The organism is Flammeovirga sp. MY04 (genome assembly GCF_001682195.2).
GTDB classification, from domain to species: Bacteria; Bacteroidota; Bacteroidia; order Cytophagales; family Flammeovirgaceae; genus Flammeovirga; species Flammeovirga yaeyamensis.
Map to the genome: position 1 here is coordinate 4,853,095 of NZ_CP003560.2, position 24,144 is coordinate 4,877,238.

At 34.1% G+C, this 24,144-nt stretch carries 18 protein-coding genes; 10 read left to right on the forward strand and 8 right to left on the reverse strand.

Annotated features, from left to right (window positions below; translation table 11 throughout):
* The first annotated feature begins 67 nt into the window (after positions 1–67).
* The 3 genes from MY04_RS19460 (at position 68) to fabV (ending at position 4,091) form a co-directional block, all read left to right on the forward strand.
* Positions 68–2,296 carry an AAA family ATPase gene (locus tag MY04_RS19460; protein ID WP_066212459.1) on the forward strand — a complete coding sequence of 743 codons (2,229 nt, stop codon included), beginning with the start codon at positions 68–70 and terminating at the stop codon, positions 2,294–2,296.
* A gap of 76 nt (positions 2,297–2,372) precedes the next feature.
* Complete coding sequence (locus MY04_RS19465; protein ID WP_066212460.1) at positions 2,373–2,666, forward strand: hypothetical protein; 294 nt, start codon at positions 2,373–2,375, stop codon at positions 2,664–2,666.
* Positions 2,667–2,900: 234 nt separating this feature from the next.
* Positions 2,901–4,091 (forward strand): enoyl-ACP reductase FabV, encoded by a 1,191-nt coding sequence (gene fabV / locus MY04_RS19470; protein WP_066212462.1) that lies wholly within the window; start codon positions 2,901–2,903, stop codon positions 4,089–4,091.
* A gap of 110 nt (positions 4,092–4,201) precedes the next feature.
* Here the strand turns inward: fabV and MY04_RS19475 are convergent, their stop codons facing one another.
* Both MY04_RS19475 and MY04_RS19480 read right to left on the reverse strand, forming a co-directional pair.
* Entirely contained in the window at positions 4,202–4,693 is a 492-nt protein-coding gene (locus MY04_RS19475; RefSeq protein WP_066212463.1) for a GNAT family N-acetyltransferase, read from the reverse strand.
* A complete protein-coding gene (locus tag MY04_RS19480; protein ID WP_066212465.1) occupies positions 4,662–5,939 on the reverse strand; it encodes a peptidoglycan DD-metalloendopeptidase family protein in 1,278 nt (425 codons plus the stop codon). Before MY04_RS19480 ends, MY04_RS19475 begins: the two co-directional genes overlap by 32 nt.
* Before the next feature lie 427 nt (positions 5,940–6,366).
* Between MY04_RS19480 and MY04_RS19485 the strand changes: the two genes are divergently transcribed.
* The 7 genes from MY04_RS19485 to MY04_RS19515 all read left to right on the forward strand — a co-directional run bounded on the left by MY04_RS19485 (position 6,367) and on the right by MY04_RS19515 (position 19,751).
* Entirely contained in the window at positions 6,367–14,751 is an 8,385-nt protein-coding gene (locus tag MY04_RS19485) for a T9SS type A sorting domain-containing protein (protein WP_158297785.1), read from the forward strand.
* A gap of 99 nt (positions 14,752–14,850) precedes the next feature.
* Positions 14,851–16,038 (forward strand): class I SAM-dependent methyltransferase, encoded by a 1,188-nt coding sequence (locus MY04_RS19490; protein WP_066212470.1) that lies wholly within the window; start codon positions 14,851–14,853, stop codon positions 16,036–16,038.
* 43 nt (positions 16,039–16,081) lie between these two features.
* On the forward strand, positions 16,082–17,344 hold the full coding sequence (hflX, locus tag MY04_RS19495) for a GTPase HflX (RefSeq protein ID WP_066213474.1): 1,263 nt from the start codon (positions 16,082–16,084) through the stop codon (positions 17,342–17,344).
* A gap of 160 nt (positions 17,345–17,504) precedes the next feature.
* Positions 17,505–17,933, forward strand: coding sequence for a YybH family protein (locus MY04_RS19500; protein WP_066212472.1), 429 nt, complete (start codon positions 17,505–17,507; stop codon positions 17,931–17,933).
* A 27-nt stretch (positions 17,934–17,960) separates the two neighbouring features.
* Positions 17,961–18,689: a bacillithiol biosynthesis deacetylase BshB1 gene (bshB1, locus tag MY04_RS19505; protein WP_066212474.1), complete on the forward strand. Its 729-nt coding sequence runs from the start codon at positions 17,961–17,963 to the stop codon at positions 18,687–18,689.
* A gap of 170 nt (positions 18,690–18,859) precedes the next feature.
* Positions 18,860–19,219: a hypothetical protein gene (locus tag MY04_RS19510; protein WP_066212478.1), complete on the forward strand. Its 360-nt coding sequence runs from the start codon at positions 18,860–18,862 to the stop codon at positions 19,217–19,219.
* 283 nt (positions 19,220–19,502) lie between these two features.
* Positions 19,503–19,751 (forward strand): hypothetical protein, encoded by a 249-nt coding sequence (locus MY04_RS19515; protein WP_066212480.1) that lies wholly within the window; start codon positions 19,503–19,505, stop codon positions 19,749–19,751.
* A 148-nt stretch (positions 19,752–19,899) separates the two neighbouring features.
* Here MY04_RS19515 and MY04_RS19520 read toward each other — a convergent pair whose 3' ends face one another.
* From MY04_RS19520 to MY04_RS19545, 6 genes are all read right to left on the reverse strand, one after another.
* A complete protein-coding gene (locus tag MY04_RS19520; protein WP_066212482.1) occupies positions 19,900–20,427 on the reverse strand; it encodes a hypothetical protein in 528 nt (175 codons plus the stop codon).
* 157 nt (positions 20,428–20,584) lie between these two features.
* Positions 20,585–21,130 carry an outer membrane beta-barrel protein gene (locus MY04_RS19525; protein WP_066212484.1) on the reverse strand — a complete coding sequence of 182 codons (546 nt, stop codon included), beginning with the start codon at positions 21,128–21,130 and terminating at the stop codon, positions 20,585–20,587.
* Between the two features lie 180 nt (positions 21,131–21,310).
* Positions 21,311–21,790 carry a hypothetical protein gene (locus tag MY04_RS19530; protein WP_066212486.1) on the reverse strand — a complete coding sequence of 160 codons (480 nt, stop codon included), beginning with the start codon at positions 21,788–21,790 and terminating at the stop codon, positions 21,311–21,313.
* 91 nt (positions 21,791–21,881) lie between these two features.
* On the reverse strand, positions 21,882–22,439 hold the full coding sequence (locus tag MY04_RS19535; RefSeq protein ID WP_084005978.1) for a DUF3575 domain-containing protein: 558 nt from the start codon (positions 22,437–22,439) through the stop codon (positions 21,882–21,884).
* Positions 22,440–22,607: 168 nt separating this feature from the next.
* Positions 22,608–23,147: a hypothetical protein gene (locus MY04_RS19540; protein WP_066212490.1), complete on the reverse strand. Its 540-nt coding sequence runs from the start codon at positions 23,145–23,147 to the stop codon at positions 22,608–22,610.
* Positions 23,148–23,391: 244 nt separating this feature from the next.
* Complete coding sequence (locus MY04_RS19545) at positions 23,392–24,144, reverse strand: ABC transporter ATP-binding protein (protein WP_066212491.1); 753 nt, start codon at positions 24,142–24,144, stop codon at positions 23,392–23,394.

Here is a 24,144-nt window from a genome sequence, read left to right on the forward strand (position 1 = left end):
TTATCAAAAAATATTTTTCCCAACTTTAAGAAATCATCGTTTTCTTCATCAAACACACAAACGATTCATGGAAGACTATTCATTACCTGAGTTGGTTTCTCGGTATGTAAATACCACAAATTGTAACTTATTTCTCACAGGAAAAGCCGGAACGGGCAAAACAACTTTACTAAGATCATTAAGAGAAAATACACATAAGAATGTGTTGGTTTGTGCACCTACAGGCATTGCTGCGATCAATGCAGGAGGGGTGACTGTGCATTCTTTATTTCAATTGCCTTTTGGGGCTTTTATTCCTGATGAGCAATTGGAATTACCCGAAAATGTGACAACTGTAGCACATATAAATACGTCGAAATCTTTATTTAAAGGCTTTAAAATGAACTCCAAGAAGAGAGATATTCTTCGTAGTATGGAGCTGTTGGTGATTGATGAAGTCAGTATGCTAAGAGCAGATATGCTCGATGCCATCGATAGAGTTTTGAGGCATGTTAGAATTCGAAAGGATTTACCTTTTGGAGGTGCACAGGTATTGTTTATTGGAGATATGCTTCAGTTGCCTCCAGTAATTAAGCAAGATGAGTGGATGTATTTAAGAAATTACTATCAGAATGGTTATTTCTTTAATGCACAAGTGCTACGACAATTCCCACCAGTGCATGTGGAATTACAGAAAGTCTATCGTCAGTCGGATCCTGTTTTCGTCGATATTTTAAATCATTTTAGGGAAAACAAGGTGACTACTAACGATGTGAAAGTTTTGAATACGCATTATGATGCAGATTTTGAGCAATCATCAGACGATGGGTACATCCACCTCACAACACATAATAAAACCGCCGATGAGAAGAATCAAAAGTGGTTGAAAGAGTTAAAAACAAAGGAATTTACCTATTCAGCAGATATAGAAGGCGATTTTCCAGAACATCAATATCCCAATGCAGAACATCTAAAAATTAAAGAAGGCGCACAGGTGATGTTCATTAAAAATGATTACTCCGGTGAATCGAAATATTTTAATGGTAAAATAGGGAAGGTCACACAATGTGATTCTAAAGATGTTTGGGTAAAATTTGATGATGGCACTCCAGAATTTAAAGTAGAAGATTACGAGTGGGAAAATAAAAAATACGTCCTCAATAAGGCTACAGGAGAAGTAGAAGAGCAATTGATAGGTCGATTTATTCAATATCCTATCAAGTTGGCTTGGGCGATTACGGTACATAAGAGTCAGGGTTTAACCTTCGAAAAAGCCATTTTAGATGTTGGAAAAGCCTTTGCTCCCGGACAGGTGTATGTGGCATTATCAAGATTAACTTCTTTAGATGGGTTGGTTTTGTCGACGCCAATTAATGAAAGAGGAGTACCGATTGATGCCACATTAAGTCAGTTTACAAAATCATCCATGAGTATTGAGCAACTGACGCCTCACTTACAACAAGAAGCACATACCTTTATATATAACACTTTATTATCTGCTTTTAATCTTAGTTTTCTTGTTCAGCATTTAGAAGAGCATTTGATGACTTACGATAAAACAGAGAATCTATCCTCAAAGCAACGATTTAAGCCTTGGGGTAAAGAGATTTTAGAGCAGGTGAGAACATTAAAGAAAGTAGGTGATGGTTTTAGAAATCAGGTGGCTTCTATTTTATCAAAACAAGAAGAAGGATATATCGACTTTTTATACGAGCGTACTCAGAAGGCACAACAATATTTTGATGCAGAACTAAAGAAGGTACATAAAAACGCGACAGATCATTTGGAAGATCTGAAAGGCGAACGTTTTGTTTTAGGCTATACCGCAGAGGTAAAAGATATTGCTGCTCGTGTTTATGCTACCGCTCAGAAAATGATAAGAGGGGAGAAGTTAGTGGAAAGCTACATCAAAAAGTCTGATTTGAAGAAGGATGAAATTGGAAAGCCTAGCTTTAAAACAGATCATATTAAGGAAGAAAAAATCAGTTTAACGGCAAAACCAAAATCAGAAGAGAAGAAGAAATATTCACCTCAGACTACAGCATATGTTTTATTTAGACAAGGTAAAGAGCCTATTGCTATTGCAAGAGAGATGGGGGTATCCAAAGTTAAAGTTGAAACATTTTTGGCAAAATACATTGCTCAAGGTAGAATTGATGTGAAAGAGTTAGTTGATTCTGAAAATCAAAATAAAATTAAAAAAGTAATTGAAAGTCTTCAGACTAAATCGATTACAACTATTAAAAAACAAGTAAAAGGAGTTACAGATACAGATATTAGATATGTTTTAGCAGCTTTAGAAGCACAATACATATAAACATCATTAAGTATTTTTAAATGTGGGGATTATTTGTTTATTTTCGTATGACTAATTTTTTAATCTTTACTATAAAATGAAAAGCTTAAGACTAATCTCTTTCTCACTATTCTTAGTATTAGTGACACTTGCGTATAATGCATACGCAGCAGTATCTGTTCGTTATGAGAACAAGGATTCACAAGACCATACTTACACTGTAGAAATCGGTGGAAGTACTAAAAAGGTAACTTTTGGTAAAAGTAGAACAGCCACTTACACAATTCAAGGTGGCGGAAGCTCAGCTGTAATTCACACAAGTTGTGGGAAAGTTACTGTAAGAGATGGTGCTAGAATCACTATTAAAAATGGGTGTATCTCATTTAATTAATCTCTAAAAAATGTACCTCAAGAAGTAATTTTCTTGAGGTATATTTTTGCCTAAACTTTAGTATTTAAGATAATTTAATATATATCAATTAAATGAAAACAACGATCACCTTTTAAAATCCTTAATTCTTAATTCTTGTTTCTCAATTTTTTATAACTTTGCCATCTGAATTTGACAAATCAATATTTAAAACGTCTTTTTGAAACAACTTAAAAGACATAAATAGGAATAGAGATGATTATCGAACCTAGAACAAGAGGTTTTATCTGTTTGACGGCTCACCCAACTGGTTGTGAGCAAAATGTAATCAATCAGATTGAATATGTAAAGTCGAAAGGTGCTATCGATGGTGCTAAAAAAGTATTAGTTATTGGTGCATCAACTGGCTTTGGTTTAGCTTCAAGAATTACATCTGCTTTTGGATGTGGAGCATCAACTATCGGTGTATTTTTAGAAAAAGGACCATCAGCAGGTCGTCCAGCTTCTCCAGGTTATTACAACTCAGCAGCATTCGAAAAGCATGCAGCAGAAGCGGGTCTTTACGCAAAAAGTATCAATGGCGATGCTTTCTCAAAAGAGATCAAGCAACAAACTATTGATATGATCAAAGAAGATTTAGGTCAGGTAGACTTAGCGATCTATTCTTTGGCATCTCCAGTGAGAACAAATCCTAACACAGGAAAAAGACATAAATCAGTATTAAAGCCAATCGGTGGTGTTTTCTCAAACAAAACAGTTGACTTCCATACTGGTAACGTAACTGAGGTTTCTATCGACCCAGCAAACGAGGACGATATCGCTAACACTGTTGAAGTAATGGGTGGCGACGATTGGGAAATGTGGATCGACGAGATGAAAGCTGCTGGCGTTTTAGCCGACGGTGCTCAGACTTTCGCTTACTCTTATATCGGACCAAAATTAACGGAGCCTGTTTACAGAAAAGGTACTATTGGTGCTGCGAAAGATCACTTGGAAGCAACTGCTTTCAAAATCCAAGACAAGTTAGCTGATATCAACGGTAAAGCGGTTGTATCTGTAAACAAAGCATTGGTTACTCAAGCTTCATCTGCAATTCCTGTTATTCCATTGTACATCTCTTTATTGTACAAGATTATGAAAGCAGAAGGTATCCACGAAGGTTGTATAGAGCAAATCCAACGTTTGTATGCTGACAGAATTTATGCTGACGACATGCAATTGGATGAGAAAGGTAGAATCAGAATCGACGATTGGGAAATGAGAGAGGATGTTCAAGCTAAAGTTGATGAGCTTTGGGCAATCGCTACTACAGAAAATCTTTCTGAAATCGGTGATTTAAAAGGTTATTCTGATGATTTCTTCAACTTATTTGGTTTCAAAGTGGAAGGCGTAGATTACGCTGCAGACGTGAACGAAATCGTTGAGGTTCCTTCATTAAAAAGCTAATTTGATGATCTACGAGAGTGGGTCAATCTAAATAAAATAAAGGCTTATCATATCATTAATAACCCAGGAATGAATTCCAGGGCTGATGATACGATAAGCCTTTTCATTTATTAAAATACTTTTTCAAAGCAATCAAATTGTCCTTTTCGGAAAGTCACCTCTCCAAGAACTTTGTACCCCAACTTTTGATACAATTTTCCTGAAATAGGGTTCTTTTTAAATGCATCAAACCGTAAGGATTTAATATTTTGTTTCTTACATAATTCCTCTCCAAAAGCAACAAACTGTTTAGCAATTCCTTTTCCTTGATGCTTTGGAGAAACACATAATCGGTGCATCACTATAAAACTATCAGAAGTATTTAACCATTCTATAGTATTGTATTCAACATCAAATAGTTGATTGAAAACAGCATAACCTACAAGTTCTTCTTTTTCGAAATAACCATAAGCACTATTGTCCTCTATATCTTTCTGAAGATCGGTTCGATGTGGGTATTTTTCATCCCATTGATCTAGACCCAATGCGGTTAAACCGATTTTCACTTCATCAAATAAAGAAACTAATTGATTAAGATGTTGGATCGACAGTTGTTGAATCATTTTCCGATACGATTAAGTGGTCTTTATCCAATTCCAATTTGATAGGCATAATGTATTTGTGATAATCACCTAACAGAGAATCTGGTAGAGGATCTGAAGAAGGAATTTCTTGTCTTCTAGGATCCACTTGTTTGCCATTTTTCCAGAATCGGAAACACAAGTGAGGACCTGTGGCTAATCCGGTTTTTCCAACAAAGCCAATCACATCTCCTTGCTTGACCATAACGCCACGACGAATACCCTTTTTAATTTTATTCATATGCAGGTATTGAGTGGTGTACACAGAGTTATGTCTTACTTTAACATAATTGCCATTGTACTTGGAATAGCCTGCGGCAACAATTTCACCGTCGCCAACGGTATGTATAGGAGTGCCAATAGGAGCTGCGTAATCGGTACCTAAGTGGGCTTTATATCTTTTTTGTACAGGATGAAATCTTTTGTACGAGAAAGAAGAAGATATTCTTGAAAAATGAAGTGGTGCCTTTAAAAATTCTTTTCTTAAGCTATTTCCAAACTCATCGAAATACTCATTTTTATCATTATATAAGTAGTCGAATGCATAATAATCTTTTCCTTGATGGGTAAATAGCCCTGCTTCGATATGATCAATACCTATTACTTTTTCATCAACAATTTTTTCATAAAAGATCACTTTAAAAGCATCTCCTTTTTGAATATGGAAAAAGTCGATTTGCCAAGCGTAAACATCAGATAGTAAGTTGACCAATAAAGGAGATTCTTCTTGGTCGACTAATGTTTGATACAGAGAAGCTGTAATCACACCTTCTACCTCTCGCTTGTTTAATGTTACGGGCTTTTCGCCAGTAAATACATTATTACTGTCAGCTAAATTAAAGACCACATAATTGATATCGTCGATATCATATATAAAGTAGTCGAGGGTCTTTGTACTATCCTGTTTAAACAGAAGAGTGTAATTGTTCCCCACTTTAATCTTGCGAACATCAAATATTCCTTTGGATTGATTGGCTAACTCAAAAATTTGAACGTTGGATACTCCTTCATCTTTTAAGATATCGGATAAATTCTGATTTCGTTTTACCTTATTCTGTTCTACCTCAAGGGTATCAATATTAATGTTATATAGGTAATTTGTTGTATCAACTTCGTAGCTTATTTCCTCACCAACTTCTTCTGTGTTAGCGTCTTTGTTTTTCTGTTGATCGCAAGACGCAAAAACAGAAAATAGCGCTAATGCACATCCTAATTTTAAAAACTTCATCTAGGCTAATTTCTTTTTGTAAAATCACACTTGATTTACATAAGGCATAAATGTAATAGCTAATGATTTGAATCCGAAATTTTTAAAAAACAATTTAAAAGATTTAAGAAGTAGTTTTTTATTACTTAAATGGGTTTTTAACAATATAATGAAAGATTTAAGGTGAAAATGAACTATTATGATGAATAATTTGTTAAATTTCTTTCGTAAATACATTTATTTATAAATATTTTATAAATTCGACCTTATTATGCTGTTTACTTAAGAAGTAATTTTACTGATTGATTGTTACATTTTCTCTGTGTTTATTTACCTGGTTCATAAGTACCTAACTTATTACTACTAATATTTATTGAACTAAACTTCACTCGAAAATACGCTCCCACAATCTTTAATTTTCTTAAATAAACATGTACTCTACTAAATAATGAACTATAAACCTGTTTGTATGTACCGACATATTACTTCAATTTACAATTTCTGTTTGCTAATTACTTTACTATTTCTATCCCAAACATTAATAGGGCAAACAAAGTGGTACACCGTTAATAATGGTGTAGCAGTAAAAAACTGGAACGATCCCACCTCTTGGACTTTAGAGTTTGATGGATCCGTGAATAATCCAAGCAACAAAATTCCAGAAGATGGAGACGAGGTATTTATCAAATTTGATAATACCATTATCTTCAACACCGATGTTGTTGACAAAGATTATCTATTACTAGATTTATCTTTGGGATCTTCTTTATCTATTCCTGCAGCTCAAACTGGAATTAATTTTGACGAAATTAAAGGAGAAGGAGATCTTATAGTAGAGATTGAAGAAAGTATCCCAACAGGTAGCTATACCAATGTGGATAGAGGATTTTCTAATCAAGGTCAAGGTACTTTGATTATGAATAACGCTTCTGATATCACTTTTGCAAGTGTTTATACTTTTTCTTCATTTACCAAAAGAGGAGCAGGAGATTTAACTGTTTTAGGCCTTACACTTTTAGATCATTTAAAAATTGAAGAAGGGCAAGTTAAACTGGATAATACCTCTCCTTTAGTTATAAACGGTGATATTTATATTGCAAATGGAGCCTCACTTATGGATAATGGTAGTGATCAAGAAATTATCACACTATATGGTAATTTAGAAAACAGAGGTACATTTGATTTAGGAAGCTCAACTCTACGATTCCGAGGAAGTAAGTCACAGACAATTCAAGTAAACGTTTTTGAAGGAGGTGTTTCGTACGGATATTTTGAGTTGAATTACTTTGATACTGAAAAAGATTTAAAGCAACATGAAGTAAGAATTAATGGTGGTGAAGGAGGATTAACTAACTTCATTTTAAACCAAACGAGCACTGACTTTATTCCTCATTTTAAAAAGGGAACTTTTATCATTGGTGACTATATTCAATTTGATCTAAATACTACTCAAACAACTAATAGAGATCTAGATGGAGATGCCATTTTAATTTTGGATAGCCCTACTTGTAATGTATTCATGAAGCAAGGAAATGCATTGACATTATATGGTGAAATCATCGTAAGAGAAGGTAATTTCTTTATAAATCAGGGTATGGATGGGACAGGTGTGGGACCTCAAAATGGTGTTACACTTAGAGAAACTGGTAAATTCAGTATCGAAAAAGGTCGTGCTGAAATGAGACAATTTAGAACGTCTATTTTAGGAGTTGGACATCAGGGGGCCTTTTCGATGACAGGTGGAGAATTATATATTAAAAACTTTAATAATAAATATCAACCATTCAGTTTACCATATTCTACTACTTCATTTACAATGACAGGTGGGACGATTACATTAGATGGCACGGGTTCTTCTAGCCCTGATTCAGGCGTTGGAATGTTAATTGAATCTGGAGATGGTAATTATAATGTTAGTGATAATGGTAAAGTAGTATTTATTACAGATGTCGGACAAGAACTTCATATTGCATCTAATGCCCCTTTACCAAATGTTGAGGTGAAAGGTAATGGAGCAGTAAGTTTAAGACCACTTACATTTACTAGTATTACTGCAGAACACGATTTAAAGGTAAACGGAACTCTAACAATTGATGCTCCATTTTATGCAGGAACACATAAAGTAGACATCGGTCATGATTTATTTATTAATAAAGAAGATGCATTTTTCTATGACCAATCAGTCTCAGGGTATAAGAAAAATGATTGCACAATAACTTTCAACGGAGAAAAAACGAGTACAATTCATGTTGATTATTCTTTAGCAGGTATTGATGATGCAGAAGATGATGAATTGATTTTTTATAATGTGATCATTGATAAAGATGAAATTTACGACTTCTCTCCTTCGACAAGTAAAGCTATTGTAAGGGTTACTTCAGGTAATGATACTCACGTTAAAGCTTCTGATACATCTTACAGTGGATCAGATGCTGTAGATCAAAACGATAGTAATATCCTTAGAATTGCCAATGAACTTCATATCAATAATGGTTTATTTTATCAAGGCGATTATTCGATTAGAGCTTTTGGACCTACCGTAAATATTGGAGCTACAGGACAATTTGGTTACTACGCTGAAGGAGGAACACCAAGAAGTGCATTAATCAAATTAAAATCAGATGCCCAAACAATTTATGTCGAAGATGGCGGACGATTTGGTAACCTAAAACTAAATGCAGACGAGAATCAACTGACTTTCATAGGGAATACTCATATTGAAAGAGGGTACTATAGACATGGAACGATCTATATTGGTCGTTATCAAATGAAGTTTGATAAATTAGAGTTAGATGGTAGTTTTGGATCTTATAATGATGGAGGAATTGATTACAATAACTTCTTCATGACAGATGGTAACGATTCTGATGGGGGTGTAGCTATAAAAATTGACCAATATACTGTGAATAACAATAGCAGTAATGTAAATGTAGAAATAGATTACCCTATTGGTTTTCTGAATGATTTAGGAGAGAAAAAATACACACCTTTTAAAACTGTAGTCGGTTTAGATGGAGGTAATAGTATGCCATCAGTAGAAGATGGAGGATATATTTCTGTTGCACCTGTAAATTCTATTTTATCCACTGCAAATACAGTAGCGGGTACTTTAATAGATTTGTATTGGAATGTACGTCGAATCGATTTGGATGATTTAAGTATTCCAAATTACCCGTTAATGAAGTTTAGAGGATATTTACCAAAATCTGATTACACTGTAGATACTGGAGCATTGTTCCCCGGTAAAGTATTGAACGGTGATCAATTAACTGTAGATCGTCTGAACCCTACATTGGATCCTGATATTTCAATTTATGAAAGAAAGGCGTTGACGTTCGGAATTACTGAGACAAACCCTAGTAATTCAGGTAATTATTCAAGTGGATCATTCTACGAAGTAAAATATGTTGAAGATTGGGATTTAAATAATACGTTTATCCACCCTGAAAATGCCAGTTTAACCGTAGGTAACGCAGCAGCGTTTAGTGGAGAAACTAGAGTATTCTATTGGAAACTTGCAGGTACAAATGAAGATGGAGATAAATGGAACAATCCAGACAATTGGCTTTTGGTTGAAGGTACAAATAGAACAGACCCTGCTCCAGATTATCCAAAAGCAGGAGATGTAGTTTATTTTGATGATAGCGAAATGACAGGAGACTTATCTAAAGTTTCTGGTATTCATATCGACGCCAATGAAGATATGGCTTGTAGTAGAATTGTATTTGCAGAAACGAATACTGCTCGTCATAGAATTCATGTAAAAGAGAATGCAACTTTAACGGCAGATGCGGTTATTGGAGAAGGTATCTTTATGGTGTATTTTTACGAAAATGATGCTAAAAATGCCAACTTATTAGGAGATTTTGGTGATTGGGCAAAAAATACTGGCTCTCAATTAAATGTTCGTTTAGCAGAGAATACTAGTAAACTTATTAAGTTCACAGAGTTAGACGGTGTTAACTTCTACCCTAATGTTTATATCAATTCTCAGGGAGATGAAAGCTATACTTATTTAGGTTTTGATAATTTTAAAGCCTATTCATTTACGGTGGCTAATACAACTAACTTTATTGTTGGAGAAACAAATGAAAACACTTCAATTGAGGTTGAAAAGACTTTTCAATTAGGAGCTTACAGATATGGTACTCTTATTTTCAAAAACAAAGGAGGTGTTAGTGTAGATATTTCTTGTGAGAACTTTGTGATTAATAATTCAAACACACCATATGATGATGGCGGTTATAGTACTTTTGTTTATGATAATGCTCTAGCAGATGTTGATCATACTATGACAATATCAAATGATATTACTGTAAATAAAAATACGGGAAATGCATCGAATACTTATATCGATTGGAGTTCTGCAAATGTTAGAGTAAACACTTCTTTTGTTGGTAATGAGAATTCAGTAATTTCTCATGATTTAGGAGATGCTAATCAATCTATCAAATTAGGGAAGGTAGTTGTTGAAAAAGACAATTTGACTGACTTAGTTGATTTTGAGTCTAACATTGGTTTCTTAAATCCAACAGCTACTGACTTAACAAGCTCAGAAAAGTACTTCTTATTAAATAAAGGTACTGTTCGATTATTAAATGCAAACATTGATCTAAATGTAAATAATGCCAGTGATGTAAAAGGATATGAATTTGTCATTCCAACAACTGGTAAATTACAGGTAGCAAATGGAGCTACAGTAAGAGTAACGGGTACTAGAGCAGGTATTCAATTAAAAGGTGAATTGGAAATTATTGGAGGTAATGTGTTATTAAATGCTGATCCTTCATATTATAATTTCTTAGAATATGGTACATCAGGAGATGCAGTAATTTCTATTGAGAATGTTTACAGTGGAGATGGTTCAACTGTCATAAATCTAGCAACATTGGATATTGGTTCTCATTTAAGAACGGATAACTTCTCCAACGTAGGTATATTAGAATTTAATCATAATTCAGGCGTAGTAAGTATTGGTGGTCAAACAATCATTTCTGATTTTAATGATCAAGGAGTACTTTACTTATTTGGTTCTGCAGATTCAGAGTTTAACTTAAACTTCGAATATATTGATGGAGTAAATAGTTTCACTTTAAAAGGAGGTAAAGGCTTAGCCTCAGATGCTTACTTTATTAATGCCGATAAATTCAATGTCAACCGTTTTGTTTACAATGAGAACGCAAGAATAATTATTGATACTCAGGAAACAACAGACTTCCAAGCTTATATCACTCACTTACCATATTTAGATCTACGCGATGGGTCGATTGAATTTGTAGTAGATACAGAGATTAAAGGTGGTGCAAGTTTAGCTTCAGGAACTATTTTAGATCAAGGAGCAACTCAGATCGCAATGTTCGATGCGGAAGAGTTGATCAATAACGGAGAATGGAAAGCAAGTGCAGGAGCAACTTTTGCTGTAGATTACACAGAAGGTTCTGAATCTACTTTAGTTTACTCAGGTAATGATGTTAACCACGAGTTTAGAAACTTTTCTATCCTAAGTGGTAATATGCAATTTGATGACAACTTTGTAAGTTCAAATGTAAATATTGAAGAAATGCTTTCTATTGACGCTAACAGTACATTAGACTTAGATGGAGCAACTGGCGGAATAAGTATCAATCTAATTGGAGCCAACCAGGATATCTCTGGTAAAGTAACTTCTCAAAGTGGTTATTATGTTGTTTTTGATGCTCCTGTGGGAATTACTCAATACTTAACCACAGATGTTGTTGAATTCGATTACATGGAAGTAAGTTCACCAAATGGACTTTACTTAGATGATAAAACCAACTCAAGTGTTTTCTATTCTGTTAGAATTAATAATGATCTAAAACTAACAGACGGTTTATTCCATATTCAAGAAAAGACACTTTATTTGTCTTCTGCTTCAACTATTACAGATGGATCAATGGGTGGTGGATTTGGAACAACAAGAATGATTGTAGCTAATGGTCAACAAAGAGATGGTGGCATTATCAAACAATTTGTAGGAACGGATGTCGCTTCTTACACTTTCCCAATCGGTACTAATATCGAAGGAAATCCAAAATACTCACCGGTTGAATTAGACTTCACAGGAAATGCAGTAGCAGGAGGTACAGAATACTTTATCAAAGTTCTTCCATTGGATTATTATTACCCAAGTTTGATTAAGTCAGATGTTGTAGGTACACCAAGAGTATTAGATTATACTTGGTTCCTAAGTTCATTGGATGCAAACGGTAATGATGTAGAAGTACCTGATGGTTTTGATGCAACATTGATTCTGAATTATCATGATGAAGATATCCTTCAAACCACTGCTGATGAAGTAGATTATACAAGTGTTGTATTCTACGAAGGAACATTAGCTTGGCAACAAAAAACAGGTATTATCACTCTCGCAGATAACAATGTAGCTTTCGATATATCTAAAGCGAATGTATTAAGTAAATTAAATGGTGGTCAATTAAGTGGTATTTATACTATTGGCAATCCAGATGATATGGCCACCGGAATCAAGAAATTTTATACTGCATCTGCACTTTCAACATCAACTGAACATGAGTGGGAAGATGATATTTGGGAAGTAGTAACTTTAGTAGCAGATGGAACTGAAGATATCGTAATCGGTTCTGAGACCATTACTTTTACTAAATACAAAGAAGGAGCAAGAGTTGATGCTCTTGGTGAATTCCCAGAAGATGGTGCTATTGCTATTATTGAATCTAATAAAAAAGTATTAGCAGGAGATGCAAGAGACCGTGAATTATCAGAAGTTCAAATTAACGGTACTGTGATTTTAGATACTAGAACAGGAAATGATTATTCTCAAGGTGACTTTGGTATAGTTTCAGGTGTTGGTATTTTAGAGATGAGAGCAACTGCTCAAAAACCTTCTGGAAATTGGTCTGCTTTCTTTAATAAAACAACAGGTGGCGAAGTAATGGTTAAGTTACCAAATGACGATACCAACTTTACCGGGTCAAGTGAGGCTGCTGCTTTATTAGCTTCAATTTTAGAAGGAGGAACAGAACTTAAGGCATTAACGCTAACCGTAGATGATAAAGGTAGTGGAGATCCAATCAAGTATATCTTGAAGAACTTAAATTATTCTTTTGGTTCTTTCATTGCAGAAAATGGTGCTGAAGTTTATTTCGAAAACAATATCATTACAGTTGATAGAGATATTTTAATCAATAATGCTTACTTATCAACGGATGCGAATTGTACATTAACTACATCGAAATCTTTTGTTGTCGATGGCGGTAGTACTGTAGATTTAGGAGGTAACTTAATTATCTATGAAAACATTGAAGTGGATAATGGAGAAGCCAATAAAATTGTCGCAACAAATTCATCTAAGGTAACATTTACTGGTGCTACTTATCCAACTCAAAATGTATTTTTGAATGGAAGTAAGTTAGCTAATGTATATATAGATAAACCTAATGTGGATGATGTAGTTGATTTCAGAGATGCATCTTATATTACAGAGTCTCTTGAATTTAATTATGATGCTTACGGTAAAGTGAGATCAGGTTCTAGAAGTAAAAAAGGGGCTAAAGTAACAGGTAACCTTACAATCGAAAGACCAAGAAATATCTACAACTACTCTTTTGATCGCTACATTTATGGTCATACTAAGTTTGTGATGAAACAAGGTGCAGCTACTGAAGTTGTCTTCCCAATTGGTAACGAAGATCACATCTATCCAATCGGTTTAAGTACAACTAATTTGGAACACGATGTAGTTTGGATGGCCGATTATGTAGACCATGAAGATAACACAGATCCAACGACAACATTACCAGAAGTTGGTGGTGAGTTTATCCAAGATGCCGAGAAAAAGAAAATCATTGGTATGCAAAAGAATGGTCGTTGGTTATTAGAACCAATATTAAATGATGCCGAAGAAATTAATGTGAAAATTTTACAGTTTGTCAATAAAGCACAGTTAGAAAATACAGATTTTGATAATGCCTCTTTATTTAGAACTATGTTAGAATCTTCAACTATTAGTTCAGACGAACAACATTCTTTTGGTATCATTGGTGGTAGTACAGAACAAAGAGAAGTAAGAGATTCTAAAGATATTGTTCAGTTCTACATGTATGAGTCATCTGAGGCAATAACTTATCAAGGTAAAGGAGTTTTTGATGCTGAAATTGTGATAGATTCAGATCGTTTTAGCAGTGGTAGAATGAATATGACTTCAGGTAGAATTGCTACACCAACTAATTTTGCAAACGGTGGTTTCCGTTGGGCATATGTAGATGATGAAGCAATTACACCTCCAGAATTACCTGTTGAGCTAATCTCTTTCACAGCAGAAGTGACACCAACTAACGAAGTGGAACTAGAGTGGATCACTGCTTCAGAAGAAAACAACGACTTCTTCTTAATCGAAAAATCAATCGACGGAAGAGTGTGGTCACAAGTAGCAGAAGTTGAAGGGGCAGGGAATTCAAACGTATTATTAAAATATAATCATACAGATTCTAGACCTTTCAACGGAACATCTTACTACAGATTAACGCAAATCGATTTTGATGGTCAATTCGAAATTTTCGAACCTGTATCAGTAACTGTCAATGGTCAAGGTCAAGCGTTTGATGTAGTTGTTTATCCTAACCCTGCTTTAGATTCTGATTTGAATATTCAAGTCATTGGATCAGAAGGAAGAATCCAAGCTGTATTGTACGACCAATTCGGTAAAGTATTGAAATCATCTATTGAAGATGCACAATTCTTCAAGTATGAAACACAAAACTTGCCAAGTGGAATGTACTTCTTAAAAGTGATTCAAGGATCGCAACAGCAAATAGAAAAGGTAATTATTAAGTAATATCAGTTACTTAAGATATATAAAGGGTTGTTTCTTCATTGGAACAACCCTTTTTCTTAATTTTGCGTTTGGAGTGTTTCCTCAAAATCAAAAAGTTATATGAGTCTCATCAATGTAGATAAATTCGAGCAACATCTTCAGGATAGCTTGAAAAACAATACTTTCGTCAAAATCACTTTATCGAATAAAAGAGATAAGCAAAAGGACCTTAAGACAATCAATGGTAAATTGGTAGAGTTGAAAAAAGGTATGCACTTATCTTGTTTGTATCGTTACCCAACAAACGATATCACCAAGAATTATCCTGTAGATGAAGTGGTAACAAGAATAAGTAAGTATTTGGAGAATGATTTCTTCAATGCTGATTTATATACATTAGAGGCAGATTATCATTTATTGATTACCCCAAAAGGTTCTGCAAAATTAAGAGTGAAAGCGGCTACTACTAAGGATAAACCAAAGCTATCTCACGATAAGCAAAAGAATCGTTTGATAGACACGAAAGACAAGGTATATCTGCAGGAATTGGGTGTAACGACTAAAGAGTTCAAAGTAAAGAACAACATGCAGGACAAGTACCGTCAACTGAACAAATATGTTGAGATTATTGATGGTATTTTGAAGAATGTGAATTTTGATAGCTCATACAATGTCGTAGACATGGGCGCAGGAAAAGGCTACCTTACTTTTGGTTTGTATGATTACCTCACCAATGTTGCTCAACAAAAACCGCATGTTATCGGTGTGGAAATGCGTAAAGAGTTGGTGAAGAAATGTAATGGTATTGCCGAGCGTTCTAGCTTTAATGATTTGGAGTTTGTAGAAGGAACGATCAAAGAAGCAGAACTTCCACATATCGACCTTTTGATTGCACTTCATGCATGTGATACAGCCACAGACGATGCTATTTATAGAGGAATTCAGTCCAAATCTAAAGTGATTATTTGTGCACCTTGTTGCCATAAACAAATCAGAAAACAATTATCTCCTGATGATGCTTTGGGAAAAATCACACAGTTTGGCATTCTTAAAGAACGTCAGGCAGAGTTGCTTACCGATGGTATCCGAGCATTAATCATGGAAGCTTACGGGTATAAAACGAAAGTCTTCGAATTTATCACAACAGAACATACACCGAAGAATGTACTGGTAGTAGGAGTTCAAGACGAGGTAAGAGATACGCCTAAGCAAGAAGTAGTAGATCAGATCAATGAAATTAAGAAAATACATGGTATTAAAACACATCATCTAGAGCATCTTTTAGAGATGAATGCGATTAATTCTTAATTTTGTAGCGACCGATCAGAATAGACATTTAAAATATAATTTCTTGAAAAAAGAATTTCATCATATTAAAGCAGAAAGTGATAAAGCACCAAGAGCCGTTTTGGTAGGGGTATCACTTAAAGATCAAAAGATAGAAAAAGCTGAGGAATACCTAGATGAATTGGCATTCTTGGCTTCTACTTTAGGGATCAAAACAGAAAAAACTTTCATCCAACGTTTAGACCATCCCGATAAAAGAACATTTGTTGGTAAAGGTAAGTTGGAGGAAATTCTCACTTATGTGAAAGCGGAAGGTATCGATACCATCATTTTTGATGATGATTTATCGTCTGCCCACGCGAGAAACTTAGATAGAGAAATTGAAGATGTAATGATTATCGATAGATCGTTATTGATTCTTCAAATTTTCGCAATGAGAGCCAAATCTGCTCAAGCAAAAACTCAGGTAGAATTGGCACAGTATCAATACATGCTTCCTCGTCTGACCAATCTTTGGACTCACCACTCGAGACAAAGAGGTGGTGTAGGTATGAAAGGTCCTGGTGAAACAGAATTGGAAACGGATAAGCGTATCATTCGTGATAAGATTTCCTTATTACGTAAGAAGCTGAAGAAGATTGAAACACAGTCGGATCTAAGAAGAAAGAATCGTGATAGAGAAGTACGTGCCGCCTTGGTAGGTTATACCAACGTTGGTAAGTCGACGATTATGCGATTACTTTCTAAGGCGGATGTATTTGCAGAAAACAAGCTTTTCGCCACAGTAGATTCTACGGTGAGAAAGATTACCATGAACAATGTGCCTTTCTTGATGACCGATACAGTAGGTTTTATCAGAAAGTTACCAACAACTTTGATCGAATCTTTTAAATCTACCTTGGATGAGATCGTCGAAGCAGATATTTTGATTCATGTTGTTGATATCTCACACGAATCTTTCGAAGAACACATCGAAGTTGTGAATAAAACGTTGCTAGAGATCAAAGCAACGGATAAACCAACATTATTAGTGTTCAATAAAGTGGATAACTATGTGGATAAAGAGTATCCTCCGTTCGAGGATCATCCACCGGCCACTTTAGAAGAGTGGAAGGAAAGTTATTTAGCGAAAGAATACAATCACATTTTCCTTTCTGCAATTAAGAAAGAAGGAGTGGATGAGTTAAAAAGAAAGATTTTCGAATTGGTATCCGATCGATTCTATAAGATTTATCCAAACCACCATTCTTTCGCTTATAACCAATTATGGTTAGAACATGGAGGAGAATGGCCAATGTCTGAAGAAACAGGTGATGATGATGAATAGTTTCGTCAAATCCTTTTAAAATATAATTTAGGTGATGTGAATTTTTATAGATTTGCATCACTTTCATTTTTTATGGAGTTTCATCAAATGGTCTTTTGGATGCAGAATTCTACCCCACTTTTTGATGTTGAACTCTTTTTATTTTAACCAATTCAAACTCATGAAAAATCTTTTTATCATCATCGCTTTATTTATTACTCAATTTACTTTTGCTCAAAAAGTAGATAAGGATTTAGAAGCCATCAAAGAGACTTTATCACGTCAGGAAAAGGCGTGGAATACCGGAAACTTGGATGACTTTATGAACGGCTATTGGGAGTCGGATAATTTACTTTTTATAGGTAAGAGTGGAGTGACCAATGGTTGGCAAGCGACTTTGGATAATTATAAAAAATCTTATCCTAATACCGATGCCATGGGGAAGTTGACATTCACTCTAATTAAAGTGGAAAAACTCTCTAAAAATGTAGCTTTGGTCATAGGAAAATGGCATCTTAGTAGAACAAAAGGCGATTTACAAGGACATTTTTCGCTGACTTGGAAGAAAATTAATGGTAAGTGGGTGATTATTGCTGACCACTCCTCATAACAAAAATAGATAAGACTTTAAGAGCTAATGAAATTAGATATTTTAGCCATTGTGGCACACCCAGATGATGTAGAATTAAGCTGTTCTGGTACCCTTATTAAAGCGATTCAACAAGGAAAAAAAGTAGGGATAGTAGATATGACTCGTGGCGAAATGGGAACGAGAGGAACACCCGAACTAAGAATGGAAGAAGCGGCAAAAGCCTCTGAAATTATGGGTTTATCGGTAAGAGAAAATTTAGGGTTTGCTGACTTTTATTTCACAAACGATTCTAAGCACCAAGAAGAAGTTTCGAGAGTGATAAGAAAATATCAGCCTGAAATTATCATTACCAATGCCATAGAAGACCGTCATCCAGACCATGGAAAAGCTGCACAGTTGGTAGTAGATGCCTGTTTTATGAGTGGTTTAAGAAAGGTGATTACTAAAGAAGACGGTATTGATCAACAAGCTTGGCGACCTCAGAATGTATTTCATATGATTCAGTCAAATTTTATGACTCCTGACTTTGTAGTGGATGTAACTGAACAATGGCCAACAAAAGTAGAATCGATCAAAGCTTTTGCTTCTCAATTCTTTGTAGGTGAGAAGGATGCTGCTCCGGGAGAACCTCAAACTTTTATTTCTACCCCTCAGTTTATGCAGTTTTTAGAGGCCCGAGCACGAGAGTATGGTCAAAGAGTAGGAGCACAGTTTGCAGAAGGATTTGTGAAATCTGCACCTATCAAAGTAGAAGACTTATTTCATCTAATTTAGAATAATTCAATATAAGAATTAGTGTTAGTGTTATTTGTTGATTATTAGTGAGTTAAAGTTTGATTTTTAGAGTATATAACTAAATATTATTTAGTCTTAGATATTATCAATAGGACAATTCGTTAATAATTAACTACATTTGTAATGAGAGAAAATGTTCAAACCTTATTATGCAGCGTTTAGAATCTTCTATAAAGAACTTATTAAATCAATCACAGACAAAACCTTTATCGGGTTTATGTCCTTATCATAGACAAAGAATTTCAAAGTCTTCACAAGATGCCTTATCTGAAGTGAAAGAGATTTTGATGACTTTTGTTACTGGTGAGATGGATCGATTTAAAAAACAGATACCAGAAGAATCAAAAGGTAAAATTCAAGAGATTGCTGAGCAATATGTATTATCTGTTTTAAATGTTATCGAAGAAAACATGATGAACGGAGGAGAGCATTATAATACGGAAGAACTAATTAATGGAGCAGTGAGAATCTTTAATGTTGAGGATTGTCCTGTTTTCCATACAAAGTAGAGATACATATTCTAACAATATTTTAATACAATATATTTAACGAAATAAGGAGTTAAGTATATTGTATTTTTTTATACACACTAACTAATTTTTATTATTTCATATAAACCTTTTTACTCTTTCATCAATGCTATAATACCATCCATTTATACAACATTTTTTTCATTCAACTTTAAGTAGTCATTTGTATAAAATTAAATCAAAATGATAATTTTATTATCAATGATTTTTATTTAAACATTTATTTGTTTACTTTTGATACATCATAAAAACAAAGATACACATGAAAACTATTCTACATGGAAAGCTATATGATGTAAGGAATGAAGGGGAGTATGCTCAAGCAATTTTAAAATCTGATGATGGATTAGTCACTCTATTGTATTTAAAACCAGTAGGTTTAAATATTTTAAAAGGCTATGAAGAACGCTCTTATACAGTAAGGGTAAAAGGATGGAATGCGGAAAGTGTTCAAAAGGGAAATAGTTTTTATGTCACAAATCTTACCGGATACTTTAAAGTATCTGCTTAAAATTTAATCAAAGAAAAGTAGTATGTTCTTAGGGGATAAGAATATATACCTATATAGAAAAAGCGGATCATGTTATGATACCGCTTTTCTTTTTATGATGTGTATTAATATAATTTTTAGATCGTTTTTCTATGATCAAAAAGATCTATTACAATCTAAACGTCAATCCAAATTGACCACCAGAAACGGTACCTCCACCAAATTGAAGATTAAGACCTATCACATCTGTAATAAACCATCGACCTCCAATCTGTATTCCTCCACCGAAGCCGGTAGAAGCGTGACTGTACCCGTAGAATCCTACATTAGCACCTGCATAGACATCCCATTCTGAGGTTAAGTTAAGTAACCTATTGAAATGATAATTACCTATGGCAGACACAGTCCAAGCGGTACGGTGTTTTGTATTGTCCCAACGGTTATGGTAAGAAAATACACCACCCACTGAAATATCAGGATGAAATCCATTGTATTCACCTCCAATATAAAAAGGAACACCATGGTTACTAAAGCCAAATCCTGTATTTAAAAACCATGCATGGTTTCCTGAATGACTTCCACCACTTTTAGATTTAGTGTTTTGTGTATTTTTCTCTTGAGAAAAACAAAGTGATGAAATAAATAAACCAGATAATAATAGCAGTACATATCTGATATTTGTTAGTTGAGTTTTCATAATAGGTTTAATTGTTGAAATTGGATACAAAGAAAAGGCTAAAGAAGACAAGTTTATGTTAATTGAGTCATAAGAAAATAAAAAAACAGTGATGAAAAAATATCACCACTGTTTTACATATATAAATAAATGAGAAATAAATCGAAAAAGTATTGTATTACAATTGGAAATGTAGACCTAATTGAGCTCCAGATCCAATGATTAATTGTAAACCGATTTTTTGGTTAAAGTGGAATTTACCGCCAATACCTAAACCAATCCAAAGTGGAGAGGTAGATGAATGACTATTTGGGTCACTACCAGGACCTGTGTATCTATGGCTCCAGATTGAAAAACCAATATCACCATTGGCAAAAACATCCCACTTAGGGTGAGAGATGTTTAAAACTCTATCAGCATACCATCTAAAACGGGCACCAACTCCAAAAACTGAATAATTGTACCAACTATCACTGTAACCTGCATAGCTTAAGGATGGACCCACGGTAAAATCTCGACCGAGATTAAATTCATAATCAGCTTGAAAACCTAAAGAACTATTGTACGACCAATAAGTACTTAAACCAACATTTAAGTTACCTGGACCAAGGTAGTTACCACCACCTCCTCCGCCTTTTTTGTCACTTTGACTGTAGGCAGAAAGAGAGAAGACTAATAATAGACAAGTAAAAAGACTTGCGAAATAATTGATTTTGGATTTCATTTTTGAGTATTAAATAGATTGTTGTAAAGGATAATAAATGTGTAGTAAATCTATAGTATTGTTAAAATTAAAAAAAAAAATCCTCTTTATTATCTATAAAATAGAAGACATTCTTTTTATAATACAAAAAAGTCTGAGGATTTCTCCACAGACTTTTTTAATGAATATATCGTTATTATTCTATAATTGGAAAGTTACACCAAGTTGTGCACCAGATCCAATGATTGCTTGTAAACCAAAAGCTTCACTGATGTGGAATTTACCACCAATACCAATACCCCACCATAAACCGTTAGGACCATTAATATTGAAGCCGATATCACCGTTTGCAAAAACATCCCACTTAGGGTGAGAGATGTTTAAAACTCTATCAGCATACCATCTAAAACGGGCACCAACAGCGAAAGAAGTATCACCATTATCGTTTTTACCATCATTCCAAGATTGGAATGCAACTGAAGCACCAACAGTAAAATCTTGGCCAAGTTGAGCAATTTCATAATCGGCTTGTACACCAAGGTAGTCGCCAAAACCAGAAGTAAGACCAATGTTTAATACACCTGGACCTTGATAATTACCTCCACCTCCAGATTGTGCAAATGCTGAAGTACCAAAAGTTAAAGCGGCGATCGTTAGGAATAGACTAAATAGCTTTTTCATTAATTAAGAATGAGTTGTGTTAAATTTATTTTGATGAATTTAACGAATTTTAAATTGTAATAAGCTATTTAATTGTGTTAAATAATGTTAATTAAAGTCTGATGGTCAAACCAAAGTTACCTGCAGTATACTGAGTTCCCCCACCAAACTGAAGATTAAGTCCAACTTTTTCAGTAAAGAACCAACGTCCACCTACTTGGATTCCAATACCTATACCATTATGATATTTTCTAATATCATCATAATATATATCGCCTTTTTTCTCGGTATAGTTGTAGTATCCAATATTAGCTCCAGCATAGAAGTCGAAATTATTAGGAATATTCATGATTTTGTTAAAGTGATAATTCACATTAAATGTCACGTTCCAAGAACTATACTTATGGTAGTGATTGTGATGTGTTTCTTCCCAATTGTTAATACCGAATGATCCTCCTAAAGAAACATCTGGGTGAACTGCATTATAATCAAGTCCTAAGTAGAAAGGAACACCTCTACCATTAAATCCTACACCTCCGTTTAAATAAAAATCAGAACCGTTTGAAAAATTACTACTTACTGAATTAGCCTTTTTAGTTTGAGCAGAAAGGCTAAATACAGAAAGAGTGAATAGTGAAACTAAAAATAGAAATTTGTTCAATTTCTTCATAATATGAGTTTGTTAAGTTCAAGTACAATACCAATCGAATGATTGAAAATTGAGGCAAATATATAAATATTTCATGATTGAATATAAAAAAGGGACAACTTTTAATTGCCCCTTATTGTACTTAGTATATCTGATAAAACAGATTAATATCCATACTTATGAAATTTCTTATAGACCAAAAGTAATCCCGATTTGTGCTCCTGTACCTATAATTGCATGTAAACCAATTTTATCATTAAAGTGGTATTTTGTACCAATACCTAACCCCCAATAAATTGGAGAAACAGAACTCCCGGAAGGATGGTGATCGTACCCATTATGATAATTTGAATTTGTAATTCCAAAACCAACATCACCTGAAGCAAATACATCCCATTTATTACTTGTAATACCTAAAACTCTATCAGCATACCATCTAAAACGAACACCTACACCAAAAGTATTGTATTTAGCATAATAGGTATCCCAACCATAGTATGAAACTGCTGCTGCCATTGTGAAGTCCTGACCAAGTTGTAAGAATTCGTAATCAGCCATAAATCCAGCACTTCCATAGTTAAAGCCAACTCCTAAGCCAACATTTAGTTGACCAACTCCTTTATAGTGTCCACTATTACCATTAGAAGTATTCGTGTTGTCTTGGGCAAGAACCATTGTGGAGAATGATATAGTAATTAATAATAGTAGTGTTTGAATGAAATTTTTCATTTTGATTTAAATTAATTGTTTAATATTGAACATTTAATTCAGACGACAACTTTATAATTTGGTTATTGAATCAGTGAAGTGATATGTTAATGACTTTTCATAGGTAGTTTGATTTAGGAAGAAGTTTAAAAAGAATTGATCTAGGATAATAAAAACCACTATTTGATGTCAATCTTAGGCATAAAAAAACTCTCTGAATCCTTAAATATAAAATTCAGAGAGTCTATTTGATGTATGATATAACTTATTGCATCCCCTTAAATGTTCTTACTAATTTGTTAGAGAATAAGAAATCTCTTAACTCTTTAGGTTCGGCATCAAGGATAGTATCTTTATTTCCTTCCCAAATTTTTAGACCTTTATACATAAACATGATATACTCTCCAATTTCCATTACTGAGTTCATATCATGAGAAACAATCACGGTAGTTAAATTGTACTCTTGTGTGATTTCATGAATCAACTGATCAATCATCCAAGCGGTTTGAGGATCTAAACCAGAGTTGGGTTCATCACAGAATAAATATTGTGAGTTCATAACTATCGCTCTTGCAATACCCACACGCTTTTGCATACCACCACTAATCTCAGAAGGCATTTTATGAGCAGCTTGTTCTAATCCTACTCTTTTAAGACAAAAGTTTACACGGTCATCTTTTTCACTTTCAGACATATCAGAATGTACATTCAATGGAAAACGTACATTATCTGCTACTGTAAGTGAATCGAAAAGGGCACTGCCTTGAAAAAGCATTCCAATTTCGCTTCTAATTATTTTTTGTTCTCTTCTATTGGAGGTGTGAAAGTTTCTACCGTCATATAAAACAGCACCAGCATCAGGTTCAAATAGACCTACAATAGTTTTAAGAAGTACACTTTTACCTGTACCACTTGCCCCAATAATCATATTCGTTCTTCCCGGCTCGAATGTCGCACTAATATCAGATAGTACTGTTTTACCCTGAAAAGTCTTTTGTATATTTTTTATTTCAATCAT